This window comes from Vibrio sp. ZF 223 (genome assembly GCF_003050585.1).
Taxonomy (GTDB): Bacteria; Pseudomonadota; Gammaproteobacteria; order Enterobacterales; family Vibrionaceae; genus Vibrio; species Vibrio crassostreae.
Map to the genome: position 1 here is coordinate 133,177 of NZ_PIGB01000009.1, position 16,419 is coordinate 149,595.

Below are 16,419 nucleotides of genomic sequence, written 5' to 3' on the forward strand. Positions count from 1 at the left end.
CACATTTAAGTGGCAATATAGACCACAGCCTGATGCCTCAAATCCCCTATGCTGATTGGCTTCCCTACAACCGCCATGACTGCAGAAACTTAACGTGAAAGGTCCCGAGTAAAGATGAGTCCCGAAAAGCACCTCCTAGATTGGCAAACTAGTCAAACCATTGCTGAATCCATCGCTCCAACTTTAGGTCAGTTATACCGCCAAAAAGGCGTAGAAGTTATCCTCTTCGGTAAGACCCTAGTTAACGCGACAACTATCGACATCATCAAAGCTCACCGCATCGCAAAACGTTACACTGGCTCACCGCTAACCGCAGAACAAACTCAACCAATTATCCAGCATCTACTATCAATGCGCTTGTCTCCATGCCGCGTTGATGTTGGTCGTCTAGCAGCTCAGTACTGGGAAAACCACGAAGACCTTAGCGCGATGGATGATTTCCTTCAAACAGCTCTAATGGGTTCGCTTGAAGGCGACGCGATGACGAAACCTCGTGACGTCGTGTTGTACGGCTTCGGTCGTATCGGTCGTTTGTTAACTCGTATTCTTGTAGAGAAAAGCGGCCCAGGTTACCCACTTCGTTTACGCGCAATCGTTGTACGTGGCGGCAAAGATGGCGACCTAGAAAAACGTGCTAGCTTACTCCGTCGTGACTCTGTTCACGGCCAGTTCAACGGCAGCATTGTTGTAGACCAAGAACGTAAAGCAATCATCGTAAACGGCAACTTCATCCAAGTTATCTACGCAAACAAACCAGAAGAAGTGGATTACACGGCTTACGGTATTGAAAACGCACTTGTGGTTGATAACACAGGTGTATGGCGTGACGCGGAAGGCCTAAGCCAACACGTAGCATGTAACGGTGCGAAGAAGGTTCTACTAACTGCGCCAGGTAAAGGCGACATCAAGAATGTTGTATTTGGTGTGAATGAAAATGTTATTCAACCAGAAGACACCATCATCTCTGCAGCAAGTTGTACCACCAACGCAATCACGCCAGTATTGAAAGCAGTTCACGACAAGTTTGGCGTACTGTCTGGTCACATCGAAACGGTTCACTCATTTACCAATGACCAAAACCTAATCGATAACTTCCATTCAGGTGATCGTCGTGGCCGTGCTGCGTCATTGAACATGGTACTGACATCGACTGGTGCTGCTAAAGCGGTATCAAAAGCAATGCCAGAAATGGAAGGCAAGCTAACAGGTAATGCGATTCGCGTACCTACGCCAAACGTATCAATGGCAGTAGCAAACCTAAACCTTGAGAAAGGCACAAACAAAGAAGAGTTGAACGAGTACCTACGTGAAATGGCGCTGTCTTCTGCTTTGTCTGCACAAATCGATTACACAGACTCAACTGAGATTGTATCTACAGACTTGGTTGGCTCTCGTCACCCAGGTGTGGTTGACGGTGTGGCGACTATCGCACAAGACAACCGTGCCGTGCTGTACATTTGGTACGATAACGAGTTTGGCTACAGCTGCCAAGTTGTTCACTGTATGGAACAGATGATGGGTGTTCGCTACAAGACATACCCTGAAGTTTAATCAACTTCGCTCTTGTAGATACGTCCATCGCAACAAGCTCCACAACATAATAACTATATCTGCGAAGTCTGTATGGGCTTCGCAACCCCTTTTGTTTTACTCCCCCGTATAAACAAGAGGGTTGCCACTTAGATCTGCTCTCTCTAACTGATCTAGGTGGCCTTTTTACATCTAGCGCCTATGACAAGACCTTGTCTTCATCACTCTTACACTGCTTCACGTCTGTTATAGCTCAACCTCAACATCTGACTGAATGGAGCTTGAACATGCAAGCACGTACCCCTGCTCAATCTGTTCTGGCGTCAATGTCTCTTGGCTGCTTGATTCCACTGACCCTTTGGTCACTTTGCATTTACACGAGCCACAAATCCCGCTGCGACAAGCGATGATAATTGGAACGCCTGCTTTTTCTAATGAATCCGCCAATGGTGTACCAGTTTCCGCTTCAACTTCAGCTCCGAACGCTGGCACAAATACCTTAACAGCACTATTCGTATCGTCAGCAACTTCGGCTTTTGACGCTTCTGATTGAGCATTCTGAGTAGCAGGAGTGAAGCTTTCTTGATAGAAGTTATCCATGTTGAACTCAAGTTCTTTCAGATAACTTTCAATGTCTTGCATGAAGCCTACAGGCCCACACAGGTAAACCGTTCTATCTAAGATATCTGGGCTCAGTTTCACTAACCAGTTTTTATCTAAACGACCTTGAGGAGCCGTTGTTCCTTCGTTGTCTTTTAGCAGCAGTTTTAAGTTGAAATTCGCATGTAATTCATCGAGCTGATGAAGTTCTTGAAAGTAGATAGTCTCAAGCTTGTTGCGTGCCATGTGGACAAAATCAATCTCGATGTCACTGTCTTGAGATAGCCAATACTTGACCATCGCCATTACTGGTGTGATACCACAGCCTGCACTCACTAGCGTTACTTTCTTTGTCGCCGTTGGCATACAATCAATACAGTTAAACGCGCCTGCCGGCTTCAACACAGAAACCTCATCACCTTCATCAAGCTCATCAACAATAAAGTTCGAAACCAAACCACCTTCCACACGCTTGACCGTCAACTTCAGACAGTTATCTTCCGGGCAAGAAGCCACTGAATAAGCACGGTAATCCGTTTTCGTCGGCATATCTAAACCCAGAGTAATAAATTGCCCTGGCTTAAAATTAAAATGTAAGTCTTGTGGAATGCTGCCAAGCTCAAAGCTGACCGTATCTGGCGTCTCATGCCATTTCTTTAAACACACTAAATTGATTGAATCGCTATCCGACCATGCATACATAGTTCGCGTACCTTGCTAATGACTAGATGATTAAATGACTAAGGATTTAAATCGAAAAAGCCCCGCCGTTGTCTGTTTTTGAAAAACGTCACAACAACGGGGCTTAGGAGTTGGCTTAGATTAAGCCGCTAAGATTGTTTTAAGATCTTGCTCTGGCGTTGAGATAGAACGCATATCGAACTCGTCTTGAATAATCTTTAGTAGGTTTTCTGTTAGGAACGCTGGCGCTGTTGGGCCTGTGTAGATGCCTTTCACACCAAGAGCAAACAGAGTAAGCAGGATAACGATCGCTTTTTGCTCGAACCAAGACAGAACAAGTGTTAGAGGCAGTTCGTTGATGCCGCAGTCAAACTCTTTAGACAGTGCTAAAGCAAGCTGAATAGCAGAGTAAGCATCGTTACATTGACCAACATCTAACAGACGTGGGATGCCGTTAATATCGCCAAATTGGTTCTTATTAAAACGGAATTTACCACATGCCAAGGTCAGGATTACTGAATCTTCTGGTGCTTGAGCTGTGAAATCTGTGTAGTAACTACGCTCAGATTTGTCGCCGTCACAACCACCGACTAAGAAGAAGTGCTTAATGTTGCCTTCTTTCACTTGCTCAACAACCGCAGGCGCTGCTTCCATCAATGCGTTACGACCAAAGCCAACAGTGATCATTTGCTCGATCTCGTCATGCTTGAAGCCTTCTTGTGCAAGAGCACAATCGATCACAGCGCTGAAATCGTCACCTTCAAGGTGAGCAACACCCGGCCAGCCAACGATGCTACGCGTAAATAGACGGTCAGCGTATGAGCCTACATCAGGGTTAAGCAAACAGTTAGATGTCATTACGATCGCACCAGGGAAGTTCGCAAATTCTTTTTGCTGGTTCTGCCAAGCGCTGCCGTAGTTACCCGCAAGGTGTGGGTACTTGTTCAGTTCAGGGTAACCGTGTGCAGGTAGCATCTCACCGTTGGTGTAAACGTTAATGCCCCTACCTTCTGTTTGTTGAAGGATCTTTTCTAGATCATGCAGGTCGTGACCGGAAACAAGGATACAGTGACCTTTCTTCGTCTTCACATTCACGGTTGTTGGTTGAGGGTGACCAAATGTATCTGTCTCGCCCTTATCCAGCATTTCCATTACTTTGTAGTTCATCAAGCCAATCTGCATAGACGTATCTAACAGTTGTTTTAGATCTGACGGGTCTGTACCTAGGAACGCCATGATTTCGTGGTATTCAGCAAAAATAGCATTGTCAGTTTGACCAAGAACACGTGCGTGCTCCATGTACGCTGCCGCACCTTTTAAGCCGTATAGGCAAAGAAGGCGAAGACCAATCACATCTTCGTGTTGAGAGTCGTGACCGCGGTTTACCGCCGCTTGAGGGGCAAGCGCCAATAACTCTGAAGAATCTGTTGGAAGATCGAATTGAGCAGCAGCAGAAAGCGCAGGGATCTCAAAACCGGTCAACGTAGCTGCCGCTCGAACTTGTTGTTCTAAACGCTGCTTAAACTCGTGAGATTGCTGAGCAAATTCGATGATGCGAGCAGGATCGAAGTTAACGTTCGTTAATGTTGCGAAAAATGCTTTTGGTGCCCATTCATCAATTTCAGTATCAATAACATCACAAGCACGGCCTAAATTAGCCCAGAAAGAAACACCTTGAAGAGAATGCACCAACACGTCTTGAAGGTCGGATACTTCCGAAGTTTTACCACACATACCTTGTGCGAAAGAACAGCCTTTTACGGTTGGGGTTTGAATTGTTTGTTCACATTGAATACAGAACATATAGGGGCTCCAGTAATTTTTATTAGCTGTAAGTGCTTTGCTTACAGTGACTTATTCCAACCCCTATAGAGCATCAACCGTGCCAACTTTTAACTCATTGATTTTATTAAACTTAGCTGTATTCCATGTTTTTAGTGCGTGATTATGACTACATATAAACTCCCCAAGAGCACACATCCGTGTCATAGTGACTCTCCGAGATTAATTAACGGCGTTCATGTTTCGTTCAGAATAGAAGCGATAAAGTAACAACATAGAAAAAGAGGAATGAATATGAAAAATATATTAGTTACGATTGTTGCATTATTTACTGGCCTTTTGGCACTATTCACAAGCTTGATCCTTGCTATTCCTTTGGCTATTGCAGCTTTAATCACTGGCAAGCGCATTCAGAATCAAATGAAGAAACAAGGTTTCGCAGCTCATATGAACACTCGTCAGTCATCAACCCATGATGCCGGAGTTATTGAAGGTGAGTACGAAGACCTTTCAAGCAGAAAATAATCTAAACTTCAGTTTCAGACATAGTGAAAGCACAACAGAGACAAGATTACATAATGCAAAGAAAGCCCCTCCTAGCACTGCTGGCCTTAACGACTTTAAGTCTCGTTGGTTGCTCCAACGAGACATCAATACCCGCTTACGAAACTTCTCCAGATTTGCCTAGCTATCAGCAAGACAGCTTTGATGCCTACGTCAATGACACCCAAGATTGGTTATTGAAAAACCGTGTGTTCATGACGGAAGACAAACAACTCGAGATCCAACTCAATTCGCCAACCGAGTATCAACCAACCTCGCCAAACGGCAAGGCAGTGTTACTGGTTCATGGATTAGGTGACTCACCCTACTCATTTAAAGACATCGCTACCCATTTGGTTGAGCAAGGTTACTTAGTGAGAACCGTGTTACTGCCGGGTCACGGTAGTCGCGTGGGTGACTTAATGCAGCCGAGCCTAGAAGATTGGCAAGGTGTGGTAGCTCATCATACGAAGTTACTTGAGCAAGAGTATGATTCTGTTTGGCTAGGCGGCTATTCAACCGGCGCGAATCTCGTGACTTCACAGGCGATGCATGATCCAAAGATCTCTGGGTTACTGCTGTTCTCTCCTGCGTTTCAACCGAGCTCGTCAGCCGTTCAATATGCAGAGCTAGCGAGCTACTTTGTTACTTGGGCCGATCAAGATCCTGAAGATAATGTGCTGCGTTACAACTCACTGCCAATGAACGGTGCTTCAGTTTACTACGAGACATCAGAAGTCGTTCGCAATGACTTGGAAGATAAGCACTTTGATAAGCCGGTGTTTATTATGATGAGTGAAGGCGACAGCGTGATTGACACCAACTACGTTCAGCAAGCATTTACTGAATCGATGCCGAATCCAAACAATGTGTTGGTTTGGCAAGGAGAAACGACACTCGAGGATCCTCGCGCTGTTCAGTACAGCATGAAAATTCCAGATCAGCGTATCTCGAACGGCTCTCACATGGGCTTACTGTTCTCACCAAGCAACCCTTACTACGGAATCAATGGTAGCGAGAAGATCTGCTCTAATGGTCAGGCTGAAGGCTTTGAAGAACAATGTAATGCAACCAGTGAAGTTTGGTACTCAGCATGGGGCTATCGCGAAGAAGGGAAGAACCATGCGCGTTTGACCTACAACCCCTACTTCTCAGATTCTATGGCGAAGTTAGATGCCGTGCTGAATTCTGAAGGCTAACAAGCTCAAACCTGTCGAAGCCAATCCATAGAAATCAAAAAGGCTCACTAGATAACGTCTAGTGAGCCTTTTTTAATGAGTATCGTTTCTCGTAACTTACTCTTATCGCTTACTGCTATATCGTCCACACCACACGAACAGCAAGCAGGATCAACACCAAACCTGATAGTCGGTCAATCAGCTGCGCCTTTGAGCGAATACGTTCAACAATCAACGGGCTAGACAGCACCAAGGTGATAAAAGTGTACCAAAGGCCGTCGACAATCAACGGCGTTGAGACAATGATCACTTGATTGCTCAGTTCATTACCTAATGCAACAAATTGGCTGAACAGAGCGATGAAGAACAGCGCAATCTTTGGGCTTAAGATAGAGATCAAGAAAGCCTCGCGAGCAGACTGCATGTAACTCATCTTTTCCCCCGCTTCCAATTTCGCGGCAACACCACCTTTCGAACGCAACGCATTCACGCCGAGATAAAGCAGATACGCAGCACCCGCTAAACTAATACCTTTGAACAACATGGGTGATTGCTCAAGCACAACGGCTAAACCAACAATGGTTGCGAACGCATAAATACCGATACCAGCAGCATGCGACCAAGCTGCGATAAGTCCGTTCATGCGGCCACCAGCCAAGCTGTGCTTAGCGATCATCGCCAAACTCGGGCCCGGAGACATTGCACCCAACAAGCAAATCGCTAATAAAGAAAACCAAATTGTTACTGTCATCATTCCATTCCTAGTAAAATAAAGCGTTCCAGCTGAACACTCTACGCTTAATACTCAATACTTGGCACTTACCATAATCCGCAGAACGTATCATTTGAAATCAAAGGTTATCATTACACTTATGATTTCAAATCATACTGATATTGTAACTCGACTTTTTCATGGCTTGGAATGCCTTTTCTCTCGCCCATTTGTGGGCAGAGTCGTTGTCATATTTAGGGTGCCACATTAACCAATAGGTATGCATTTCCGTATCAAACGGCAAAGAAAAGTAGGTAGTATCGAGGTGTCGACCTAGGTTATAGGCGATATGTTCCGGCACAATCATCAGGTAATCGTCTTGCATCAATACAGTACCAGCCGACGAAAAGAACGGAACCTGTAGCGCGACTCTTCGCTTAAATCCTTGCTTCTTCAATGCTATGTCCGCGTAGCTGTCTTTATCTCCGCCCCCCGTCACCTTTATGTGAGAGTAGTTAACAATGTCTTCTGCACTCAAAACCACTTGTTGAGCTAATGGGTGAGACTTGCGCATCAAACACACCGACTTGTCTTCACCAAGTTTGATGCTTGAAACATGCTCTGGCTTTGTGGGAAACATACTAGAAGCTAAGTGGATCCCCGACTCGTTCAGTGCTTCAAGGTAGTTTGGCTGCCACAGGCGATAAGCCAAATTGATATTCGGCGCTTCAGCGGACACCTCTGCAACAATCACAGGAAGAATATACTGAGCCACATAATCACTCGAAGACAACACCAACTCACCTTGCCAGTCTCGTGGCTCAAAGGGTTTATCGTCTAACAGGTGATCAAACTCTCCAAGCAAGTCATCGAGCTTATCTTTAAGCTGAAGAGCACGATTAGTAGGAACCAGTTTGTTACCATCACGAACCAACAAAGGATCGCCACACAAATCTCTTAGCTGACTAAGTTGGCGGCTAACCGCTGACTGTGTAATATGCAAGCGTTGAGCTGCGCGGCTTACATGACACTCTTCTAGAAGTACATGCAGCGAACGCAGTAGGTTTAAGTTGATATTGCCTAACATGGATGTACCGTCGGATTCAGTTTGTTAAAAAACTCGGTAAGCACAGTATGAGTCATTAGGTGACGCAGATCTGGATAGCTTTGCAGTTGGTCGCGAACTTGATTTAAACGCTCCATGCTTTCCACTTCAACGTACAGCATCATGTCCGTCTCACCGCTGATCGAGTGACACCACTGCACACCATCAATACTCTGGATTCGTTGCGCGTAGGACTCACAACTATGGTCGCTGCTCGACATGTCGAACTTCAACAAAATATAAGCACACACATTCTTCGTTTGATTGGGTTCTGTCACTTGAGCGCAGTAGCCCGTAATCACTTTATCGCTTTCCAGTTTCTTGATTCTGGCGTTCACAGCTGAGCGCGAGAGACTGACATCTCGTGCGATATCACTCACTGAGCATCGAGCGTTGGTTTTGAGAATATCCAAAATCTGGCGATCAAATTTATCCATGCTTCTGATTCTTTCCACTTATTGTTCTATTTATAACGCCTAATTTGACACAACTTTCCTACTTATAACAGCCATTATGACAGCCGACACTTTCACGCTTAATCGGATTAATACCGTTAAAATGACGGTGTCTTACGACGTTTCGCTAGCTGTATTATTGATGGCGACAATGTATGCTCTCATTCATAGCATCACCCAAACATCAGAAGACAGGCAAAAGAAGGCCGATATAATAAGCCAATAGCTAGGAGAGCGAATGACACAACTCAAACAAGAGATCACGCTGATCTCAGGAATAGGACAACTCTCTACGACCTTGCTAGGCACTGGATTATTTATGATTCCCGCTATCGCTGCAGGTATCGCAGGTCAGTTGTCGCTACTGGCATGGTTAATCTTGTTTATCGCCATTTGCCCGATCGCCCTCACCTTTGCTGCCTTAGGAAAACACTACCCGAATGCAGGTGGTACAGCTTACTTTGTACGTCAGGCGTTTAGCGAGCGATTAGAAACAAGCGTGGCGTGGTTGTTTGTGAGTGTTATTCCTGTCGGTATTCCAGCGGCCATTGCACTGGCAGGAGGTTTTGCTCAACAGTTATTACCCTCACCTCTCGACACACCACTTGGGGCTCAATCCTTTACCGTCGCTCTGCTGATTGCCGTCAATTTGATGGGCAGTAAGTCTTCAGGCCGCTTGCAAACGGTGATTGCCTTATCGATTTTTGCCTTGGTTAGCGCTTTTGTTTGGAAAGCCGACATCACGGTAACCGATGTGGCTCTCCCTACCATCTCGTCCGATTCTATGTGGTCCATCGGCGCTGCTTTAGCCGTCATGTTTTGGTGCTTTGTCGGAATAGAAGCTTTTGCTCACATGGGAGAGGAGTTCAAAAATCCACAACGTGACTTCCCAATCGCCATCATTGCAGGCTGTTTTGTTGCGGGGTTAGTGTACTGGGCTTGTTCAGTGGTGATTCTTAAACTGGGGGCTTACGGTTCACCTGAATTCGATGCCGCATCCATCCCTTGGGTAACAGAACAATTGTTTGGTAATGGATTCAAAACCGTCATCAGTGTACTTGGCTTCTTTGCTTGTTTTGCCAGCCTAAACCTTTATACCCAAAGCTTGTCTCGCATGATCTGGGCTCAAGCTCGCCAACACACTCCTACAAGTAGAATGGCTCAACTGAACAGCCGTGGCGTACCACTTTACCCAACATTAGCAATTGGATTTATCGCGCTTATCTCGTGTGTGATTGGTGAACTGTCTAATTTGGACCTTGAATTCTTTCTTAAACTCGCCAATGGTATTTTTGTTTTGGTTTATTTGCTCGCTATGTTAGCGGCTTGCCGATTACTGACAGGTGCATCTAGATACACAGCCATGCTCTCATTGGTCATATGTACCTTAGTGTTTATCTGTTTAAGTTGGTCGATGCTCTATGCCGTGACTATTTTTGTGACATTGTCACTCCCTTGGCGAAAATGGTTGGGTAAGCCCACTGTTTCTATCGACAAGTTGTAACTCGATTAGTGATGAATCAGAAAATTGTAAACAAGCCCTACCAATATTACTGATAAAAAAGCCGAGCGATCTGTTTGATCTTCGGCTTTATCTCAGCCAAACGTATATTTCCAAAACCCAGCACCGCCCCACTCCAATCACGAGCATCACTCGAACCGTACTCATAAAAATCAAACGGACGAATGATGATATTTTCAAGCTCTGCTCTGCGGCTCCACTCATGTTCAGATATTCCGTTGTACCACTTCACCGTTACATGTAGTCCTGCCGCCTGACTGATCACTTCAAGATCACCGTTAAACTCACTTTTAATCGCTTCTATCATCGCTTCATGTTTGAGTTTGTAGGAACGACGCATCTTTCTGATATGACGCAATAAATCACCTTCTCGAACAAAATCCGACAAAGCTTCTTGTGTATGAGACGCCGTGTCTCCAGTGAGTGCATCTTTAATCTCAAGACACTTCGCCACCAGACTTTCTGGCACCACTAAGTAGCCTAAGCGGAGTCCGTTGAACATGACTTTACTCAGCGAACCAACATAAATGATTCGGTCATCAAACCCGAGTTTACCCGCTAAGCCTTGCATACTGGTGTAAGGGCGATGTGCAAACTGAAACTCACTGTCGTAGTCATCTTCAATGATCCATGACTGATGTTTGTTGGCCCAATCGATGAGCTTGAGGCGTTGCTCAGTATTTAAAGTCGTGCCCATTGGGTATTGGTTACTCGGCGTGACATACAGAGCCTTAGCATTACTGAACAACACTTTTTCAATATCTAATCCAACCTTTTCACGGACACTTACGCCATCTAACTCTAACCTCAACAGATCGATAATTTTATGCACTTGTCGATAACCGGGCTCTTCCACCAGGATTTTGTCGCCCATCGCCAACGTCGCCATCAAACCAATTGAGATAGCTTGCTGAGCACCTGCGGTTATGATGATTCTGTCAGCACTACAATGAACTGAACGGCTGCTTGCAAGATACCCGGTCAACGCTTCCCTCAAGGCCAAGCTTCCCTGAACCTCTTGATTGCCCGCAATGTTCTGACGTGCAGAGTGGCGTTGCAACAGCCTCTGCCACTTAGCATAAGGGAACGCATCTAAGTCAGGGACTCCTGGGGCAAAGCTGCGGTTAATGTCGTTAGGTGTCGCTATATTTGCACTCGGCTTACTTATTACGTGCCTAACCTGTACATCCTGAACACTGTTTGGCTGAGACAAACTGAGAAAATGCTCCGGCTGTTCAACCGACACGTAAAAACCCGAGCCTTGCTTACTCTCGATATAGCCTTCAGTGACCAGTTGTTCGTACGCGTAAATCACTGTATTTCGACTCACCGATAACTCGACGGCCAACTTACGTGTTGAAGGTAACTTACTGCCCTTGCTCCATAAATCTTGAACGATCTTCTCTCTTATCGCGTGGAACAAGGCGGTTTGACGCGTGTCGTGTTGTTCGTCTAACTGTAGATCACCGACATCGATAGGCTGCATAACTGGATCCAAATAGTGTTTAAAAGTGGCTCTATTTAATAGACCAGTTAATCGCTACATTAATCAAAAGGCAATGATTAAGGAGCGATTATGTTATCTAACACGAAAAGAACCACGATTAAAAAAGGGGCTCACAAAGCCGTATTTGAACAAGAGAAACTGCACCAAATCATTGATGAGAGCTTAATCGCACACATTGCATTGCAAGGCGAACAAGGCCCAATGGTTATCCCGATGCTCGCGTGGCGAGTGGATGACATGGTCTACATTCATGGGGCTAAAAACAGTCGCTTACTGAAAGGGCTAAAGAAAGGAGAACCAACCTGCTTAACGTTCACTCTGTTCGATGGTTGGGTATTGGCTCGTTCGGCATTTCATCACAGTGCGCACTATCGTTCTGCAGTGGTACTGGGGTCTTTTTCAGTTATTGATGACAACCAAGAAAAGGATCGCTTGCTGAATATCTTTATTGAGCAAATCGCACCGGGAAGAACCGATGAAGTCAGGCTAAGTAATGATAAAGAGCTCACCGCAACCGAGCTATTGGCGATTCCTTTAACAGAAGCCTCCGTAAAAATTGGTAAACATGGCGTGAATGATGATAAGACTGATATGGATATCCCAGTCTGGGCTGGCGTATTACCTTATCGAACGGTAGTAGGGCCACTAGAAACAGTGCCAGAGCAAGAAGGTATTATTGAAACACCTGGTTACCAACAAGCCTATGGTGAACGTTGGTATCAGAATTAACACACGAAGATGGTCAACCAAGAATAATTGTATACAATCTGGCGTATCAAAAATTTAGCATAATGAAATTCTGTCGCCAGATGATGAACACGAATAAGGACACTCTTCCACTTCAAGGCTTGCTCAATGGTATTGGGCAAGTCTATTTCACACCATCTGCTGTAACATCCCTTTTGTTATTGCTAGCTATCTCTATTGAATCAATTCCACTGGCTTGTTTAACTATACTCGGTGTCAGCTGCAGCTACATATTAGCTCGCTATACCCATAACAGCATTAACACCAACAACAAACCAACGAATGATCTTAACAGTGGTATGTATGCGTTAAATGGCGCACTGATCGGTTTGTTCATTGGTAACTTCTTTGGGGTCACCCCAATACTAGCGGCTGTGACAGTCTTCGGTGCCCTACTCACCGTACCAATCGCTAAAATAGTGTTTAGCTTTAAAAAGTACCGCGGTTACACCAGCGCCTTTGTTATCACCTCTTGGGGAATTTATGTTGTCCAATCAACCTTCGAGCTTTCTGCATTTTCAACATCAAGCATTGCGTTGATGCCACTCATTGATATCGGTACAGATGTGAAAAACTACTTACCAACGTTTGTGGTGACCATGCTAAAAGGGATCAGCCAAGTCAGTTTTATCAATAATGAGTTTTCCGGATTGGTTATCTTGGTCGCAATCGCACTGAACAGCTTCATGCACGCTGTTTGGATACTGCTTGCGGTGTTTATTAGTACCCTATTTAGCTCTTTGGTTGGTGCTGACAACGAACTGATCAAGCAAGGTCTTTATGGCTACAACGCCATTCTTGCAACTCTAGCACTTGTGCTCTATCCACGAATTCCTTGGCCGCTAATCCTATTAGGCATGCTGTTGAGTTGCCTTATTACCCTAGGCTTTCACACCTTGGCACTGCTGCCATTAACAGCGCCTTTCATTTTGAGTACTTGGGCTGTGGTTTACTTATCAGGCTTGTTACAGAAACGAAGTCTAGCCTAAAAACATAAACTATAGATCCGTCCAAAACCTCTCGACATATTGCTTTGGCGTTAAACCTCGATGTTTCTTAAACATTCGATTGAAGCTGGCAGTATTGGTATAGCCTAAGCGTTTAGCGACATCTTCAATGGGCAATTTATAACTCAACAATTCCACCGCAACATTACTCAATGCATAACCCATTATGGTAGAAAAATTGACACCCCGTTTGTGTAAACGTCGCTGAAACTGCTGCTCAGATAACCCCAGAAGGCTAGAAACTTTATGCAGAGTCGGCAAACCGAAATGGCGGCTGTAGTTGATCATCTCATAAGTCACCTTATGTTCATCACCGGCATCTGGCATATTGAGGTAGTTGTCTAGGTCGTGAAAATTCATCGCCAGCCCCATTTTACCTACACTTGGCGATTGATTAATAGACAACCTCAACTCACTCCGTATCCAAACCTCTGTACGAGGTTGCCCCCATTGAATCGTACAACCGAAATACTCATGGTAGAGATCAACGTTATCTCGATGGCCGGCAATTGATACCGCCATGGGTTTAAAACCATCCCCTAAATAACGGCGCAAAATCTTCATAATGAAAATGGCCACTCTTATCGAGTCATGTACTTTGCCCGTTTCCGTGTAAGCGGGATTGTCGTAGCACCATTTAATCATGGTTCCGACTTGAGCACCGTATAAGAAAGCACCCGACTGTAAACAATGCAGTCCGATGTTGACTCTGCGGATCGTCGACGCAAGATCGTGACCAGAAAAAAACCAATTGGTTAACGGGCCTAATCTTTCAATATCTACACGATCAGCCAATTTCAATATGATATCCGGATCATTAGTTTGCTCTTCAAGTAGACCATACCATTTGTCCACTTCACTAACGGGAATAAGGTTCATCGGGTTATTAAACACCGATTTAGGAATACCTAATTGCTCGGTATTCACGGCCTTATTGGTCATTGCGTATTGGTAAATACCCAAAATACCCAATGCTCTTAAGAAGTTACAGTTGTTCATTAGCCCCCTACCTAGAAGTCACTATTACAGATCAAATCATATTGACACCATTATTAAAGTAATTGGTAAATTTTCAACCTCTAAATCTGATATCAATCACACTCGGCGCTCAATTTAACCTAGGGTTTATCAATGAGTTTACTTAGTGTCCCATTTGTCGGAACAGGTGCAGATACTGCACTACACGTCGTGGCTGGCGTAGTGTTGGTCGCAACCATCGCGGCAGCATGTTACGGGTTCTGGCGTGTTCATGAATTACCAATCAATAAAGCTCACAGTAAAGATCATCATCAGCTGGGTTTGATTACCGCATTAACATGGATTGGTTTCGTATGGCACTGGGTATGGGTACTCGCTGTAATCTTGGCATTTGTTGATATGGAAAAAGCCATCATCAACCTAAGAGATACATGGAAATCTCCGGCAGCACCGAAGGAACAGGCAACGACCGACAAGCAAGATGAGGAGAGCCAAGTATGTTAGAAGGCTTAGCAATTTGGGCACTGTTCATTTATTTACTCAGACTTATTGGTATGCCTTGGAACAAAGGCACCAAAGCATTCGCGTACCTAGGTGGTACATCTTGGCTATTGTTTGTGTGGGTCGGCCTACTCAACTTTACTCCGATGGATTTATCGGGCGGTTCGGTTGTTCAGTCTCCGCACATTCAATTGCGTCCAGACTCAACCAATGTGTCGGGTAAAACAACGAAAGTCCATATCCATCCCAACCAAGATGTGACAGAAGGACAACTGATCTATGAGATTGACGACACCAAATATGTGATTGCAAGAGACAAAGCAAGTGTTCAACTTGAGTCAGCAAAGGTCGCTTTAGACACGGCTCGCCAAGAAGTGAGCATTGCTAAAGTTAGCTATCGCTCAGCGCTAGAAGACATCAAAGCTTCAATTGCACAAATTGAGTCAGCGAAAACAGATTTAGTACTGCAATCAAAAACGCTTGATCGTTACCAGAAGCAAAACAGTGTCGTACAACACACAATCACTGAAACTGACATCGACCAACAAACGGCAAAGGTAGATTTGGCGACTCACAATGTGACTACGTTAGAATCTCAACTGAGCAAGAAAGAGGTCGATGCAGAAAACGCGAAACTCGACATTCACAAAGCCGAAACTAACGTTAGCAAACAACAAACAGAAGTGGATTCAGCGAAAGCAACCTTGGCTCAAGCACAATGGGATCTTAACAGCACCAAAGTCACGGCACCGACTGACGGCTTTGTAACGAACTTTATTCTTCGTGAAGGTCAGCGCGTTTCAATGATGCCTCGTATTCAAATGTACACCGAAGAGAAGTACGTGCTAATGCGAGTTAACCACCAAGCGATTCGTAATATTAAGGTCGGCCAACCAGCAGAATTTGCGACGGCGGTTTACCCTGGCAAGATATTCTCGGCAACCGTAGAAGGTATTGTTGAGGCGACGGGTGAAGCACAGGCGAGCTTGCTCGGTATCGATGAACAGGTGCGTGTCACCACAGGTCGGAACCTTCAGAACAAGCACCACTTTGTACGTTTAAAGATCGATGAAACAGAAGGCTACGATATTCCTGTTGGTTCTGTCGGGTTAGCGTGGGTAAGTGGTGAGAAACCGATTAGCTTCATGGCGTTCCTAGATGTAATACGCGGGATCATCATTAGAATGAAGTCTCAGCTGTACTTCTTCTACTCTATCTAATATGCCTGATAAGCAAAACAAGACAAAGCCCGTGCGATCTCAAATCGCACGGGCTTTTTTGGTTGCTTGCTTGCACAAAATTCCATATTTTTAGGCATAGGAAGAGTCCATAGAAGGCAAAGAACTCAGAGACACGCTGTGCTCGCCTTTCTTCTTATCTCATCTCATCTCATCTCATCTCATCTCATCTCATCTCATCTCATCTCATCTCATCTCATCTCATCTCATCGCGACACTAGATCATCAACACCTAGATCACCCAACACTATCATTAAATTGCAAATCGCAATTGCATAATGCGACAGGATAATTCTAAAACGCGAATAAAACACCCAAATACGCACCAAATTG

15 protein-coding genes are annotated in these 16,419 nt (G+C 44.9%); 8 read left to right on the forward strand and 7 right to left on the reverse strand.

What is annotated here, in order from left to right:
- Positions 1–114 precede the first annotated feature (114 nt).
- Positions 115–1,551: a glyceraldehyde-3-phosphate dehydrogenase gene (locus CWO13_RS17185; RefSeq protein WP_048608907.1), complete on the forward strand. Its 1,437-nt coding sequence runs from the start codon at positions 115–117 to the stop codon at positions 1,549–1,551.
- A 225-nt stretch (positions 1,552–1,776) separates the two neighbouring features.
- On the opposite strand, the gene CWO13_RS17190 is transcribed toward CWO13_RS17185, so the two are convergent.
- A complete protein-coding gene (locus tag CWO13_RS17190) occupies positions 1,777–2,832 on the reverse strand; it encodes a hybrid-cluster NAD(P)-dependent oxidoreductase (RefSeq protein WP_102432683.1) in 1,056 nt (351 codons plus the stop codon).
- A gap of 120 nt (positions 2,833–2,952) precedes the next feature.
- On the reverse strand, positions 2,953–4,614 hold the full coding sequence (gene hcp / locus CWO13_RS17195) for a hydroxylamine reductase (protein ID WP_102432682.1): 1,662 nt from the start codon (positions 4,612–4,614) through the stop codon (positions 2,953–2,955).
- 273 nt (positions 4,615–4,887) lie between these two features.
- On the opposite strand from hcp, the gene CWO13_RS17200 reads away from it, so the two are divergent.
- A complete protein-coding gene (locus CWO13_RS17200; RefSeq protein WP_048659061.1) occupies positions 4,888–5,118 on the forward strand; it encodes a hypothetical protein in 231 nt (76 codons plus the stop codon).
- A 53-nt stretch (positions 5,119–5,171) separates the two neighbouring features.
- Positions 5,172–6,335, forward strand: a complete 1,164-nt coding sequence (locus CWO13_RS17205) for an alpha/beta hydrolase (RefSeq protein ID WP_102432681.1) — start codon at positions 5,172–5,174, stop codon at positions 6,333–6,335.
- A 115-nt stretch (positions 6,336–6,450) separates the two neighbouring features.
- On the opposite strand, the gene CWO13_RS17210 is transcribed toward CWO13_RS17205, so the two are convergent.
- The 3 genes from CWO13_RS17210 to CWO13_RS17220 all read right to left on the reverse strand — a co-directional run bounded on the left by CWO13_RS17210 (position 6,451) and on the right by CWO13_RS17220 (position 8,568).
- Positions 6,451–7,065 (reverse strand): LysE family translocator, encoded by a 615-nt coding sequence (locus CWO13_RS17210; protein ID WP_102432680.1) that lies wholly within the window; start codon positions 7,063–7,065, stop codon positions 6,451–6,453.
- Positions 7,066–7,192: 127 nt separating this feature from the next.
- Positions 7,193–8,113, reverse strand: a complete 921-nt coding sequence (locus CWO13_RS17215; RefSeq protein WP_108083280.1) for a LysR family transcriptional regulator — start codon at positions 8,111–8,113, stop codon at positions 7,193–7,195.
- The gene (locus CWO13_RS17220) at positions 8,107–8,568 is read right to left on the reverse strand and encodes an Lrp/AsnC family transcriptional regulator (protein WP_065675842.1); all 462 of its coding nucleotides are present in this window, start codon (positions 8,566–8,568) and stop codon (positions 8,107–8,109) included. Before CWO13_RS17220 ends, CWO13_RS17215 begins: the two co-directional genes overlap by 7 nt.
- Before the next feature lie 256 nt (positions 8,569–8,824).
- On the opposite strand from CWO13_RS17220, the gene yjeH reads away from it, so the two are divergent.
- Positions 8,825–10,090 carry an L-methionine/branched-chain amino acid transporter gene (yjeH, locus tag CWO13_RS17225; RefSeq protein ID WP_102432678.1) on the forward strand — a complete coding sequence of 422 codons (1,266 nt, stop codon included), beginning with the start codon at positions 8,825–8,827 and terminating at the stop codon, positions 10,088–10,090.
- 46 nt (positions 10,091–10,136) lie between these two features.
- On the opposite strand, the gene pdxR is transcribed toward yjeH, so the two are convergent.
- The gene (pdxR, locus tag CWO13_RS17230) at positions 10,137–11,594 is read right to left on the reverse strand and encodes a MocR-like pyridoxine biosynthesis transcription factor PdxR (protein ID WP_102432677.1); all 1,458 of its coding nucleotides are present in this window, start codon (positions 11,592–11,594) and stop codon (positions 10,137–10,139) included.
- A 90-nt stretch (positions 11,595–11,684) separates the two neighbouring features.
- Between pdxR and CWO13_RS17235 the strand changes: the two genes are divergently transcribed.
- Both CWO13_RS17235 and CWO13_RS17240 read left to right on the forward strand, forming a co-directional pair.
- Positions 11,685–12,344 (forward strand): pyridoxamine 5'-phosphate oxidase family protein, encoded by a 660-nt coding sequence (locus tag CWO13_RS17235; protein ID WP_108083281.1) that lies wholly within the window; start codon positions 11,685–11,687, stop codon positions 12,342–12,344.
- Positions 12,345–12,424: 80 nt separating this feature from the next.
- The gene (locus CWO13_RS17240) at positions 12,425–13,351 is read left to right on the forward strand and encodes an urea transporter (RefSeq protein WP_108083282.1); all 927 of its coding nucleotides are present in this window, start codon (positions 12,425–12,427) and stop codon (positions 13,349–13,351) included.
- A 9-nt stretch (positions 13,352–13,360) separates the two neighbouring features.
- Here the strand turns inward: CWO13_RS17240 and CWO13_RS17245 are convergent, their stop codons facing one another.
- On the reverse strand, positions 13,361–14,368 hold the full coding sequence (locus tag CWO13_RS17245; RefSeq protein ID WP_048659051.1) for an AraC family transcriptional regulator: 1,008 nt from the start codon (positions 14,366–14,368) through the stop codon (positions 13,361–13,363).
- A gap of 132 nt (positions 14,369–14,500) precedes the next feature.
- Here CWO13_RS17245 and CWO13_RS17250 point away from each other — a divergent pair, with 132 nt between their 5' ends.
- Both CWO13_RS17250 and CWO13_RS17255 read left to right on the forward strand, forming a co-directional pair.
- A complete protein-coding gene (locus tag CWO13_RS17250; RefSeq protein ID WP_048659050.1) occupies positions 14,501–14,851 on the forward strand; it encodes a hypothetical protein in 351 nt (116 codons plus the stop codon).
- Positions 14,845–16,068 (forward strand): HlyD family secretion protein, encoded by a 1,224-nt coding sequence (locus CWO13_RS17255; RefSeq protein WP_102432675.1) that lies wholly within the window; start codon positions 14,845–14,847, stop codon positions 16,066–16,068. Before CWO13_RS17250 ends, CWO13_RS17255 begins: the two co-directional genes overlap by 7 nt.
- Positions 16,069–16,419: the final 351 nt, after the last annotated feature.

Bases quoted from the DNA above. Each gene is read 5' to 3' on its own strand.
- CWO13_RS17215 (WP_108083280.1), bottom strand. From the start codon at position 8,113: ATGTTAGGCAATATCAACTTAAACCTACTGCGTTCGCTGCATGTACTT.
- CWO13_RS17200 (WP_048659061.1), top strand. From the start codon at position 4,888: ATGAAAAATATATTAGTTACGATTGTTGCATTATTTACTGGCCTTTTG.
- CWO13_RS17190 (WP_102432683.1), bottom strand. From the start codon at position 2,832: ATGTATGCATGGTCGGATAGCGATTCAATCAATTTAGTGTGTTTAAAG.
- CWO13_RS17250 (WP_048659050.1), top strand. From the start codon at position 14,501: ATGAGTTTACTTAGTGTCCCATTTGTCGGAACAGGTGCAGATACTGCA.
- CWO13_RS17210 (WP_102432680.1), bottom strand. From the start codon at position 7,065: ATGACAGTAACAATTTGGTTTTCTTTATTAGCGATTTGCTTGTTGGGT.
- yjeH (WP_102432678.1), top strand. From the start codon at position 8,825: ATGACACAACTCAAACAAGAGATCACGCTGATCTCAGGAATAGGACAA.
- hcp (WP_102432682.1), bottom strand. From the start codon at position 4,614: ATGTTCTGTATTCAATGTGAACAAACAATTCAAACCCCAACCGTAAAA.
- CWO13_RS17235 (WP_108083281.1), top strand. From the start codon at position 11,685: ATGTTATCTAACACGAAAAGAACCACGATTAAAAAAGGGGCTCACAAA.
- CWO13_RS17185 (WP_048608907.1), top strand. From the start codon at position 115: ATGAGTCCCGAAAAGCACCTCCTAGATTGGCAAACTAGTCAAACCATT.
- CWO13_RS17240 (WP_108083282.1), top strand. From the start codon at position 12,425: ATGATGAACACGAATAAGGACACTCTTCCACTTCAAGGCTTGCTCAAT.
- CWO13_RS17220 (WP_065675842.1), bottom strand. From the start codon at position 8,568: ATGGATAAATTTGATCGCCAGATTTTGGATATTCTCAAAACCAACGCT.
- pdxR (WP_102432677.1), bottom strand. From the start codon at position 11,594: ATGCAGCCTATCGATGTCGGTGATCTACAGTTAGACGAACAACACGAC.
- CWO13_RS17245 (WP_048659051.1), bottom strand. From the start codon at position 14,368: ATGAACAACTGTAACTTCTTAAGAGCATTGGGTATTTTGGGTATTTAC.
- CWO13_RS17255 (WP_102432675.1), top strand. From the start codon at position 14,845: ATGTTAGAAGGCTTAGCAATTTGGGCACTGTTCATTTATTTACTCAGA.
- CWO13_RS17205 (WP_102432681.1), top strand. From the start codon at position 5,172: ATGCAAAGAAAGCCCCTCCTAGCACTGCTGGCCTTAACGACTTTAAGT.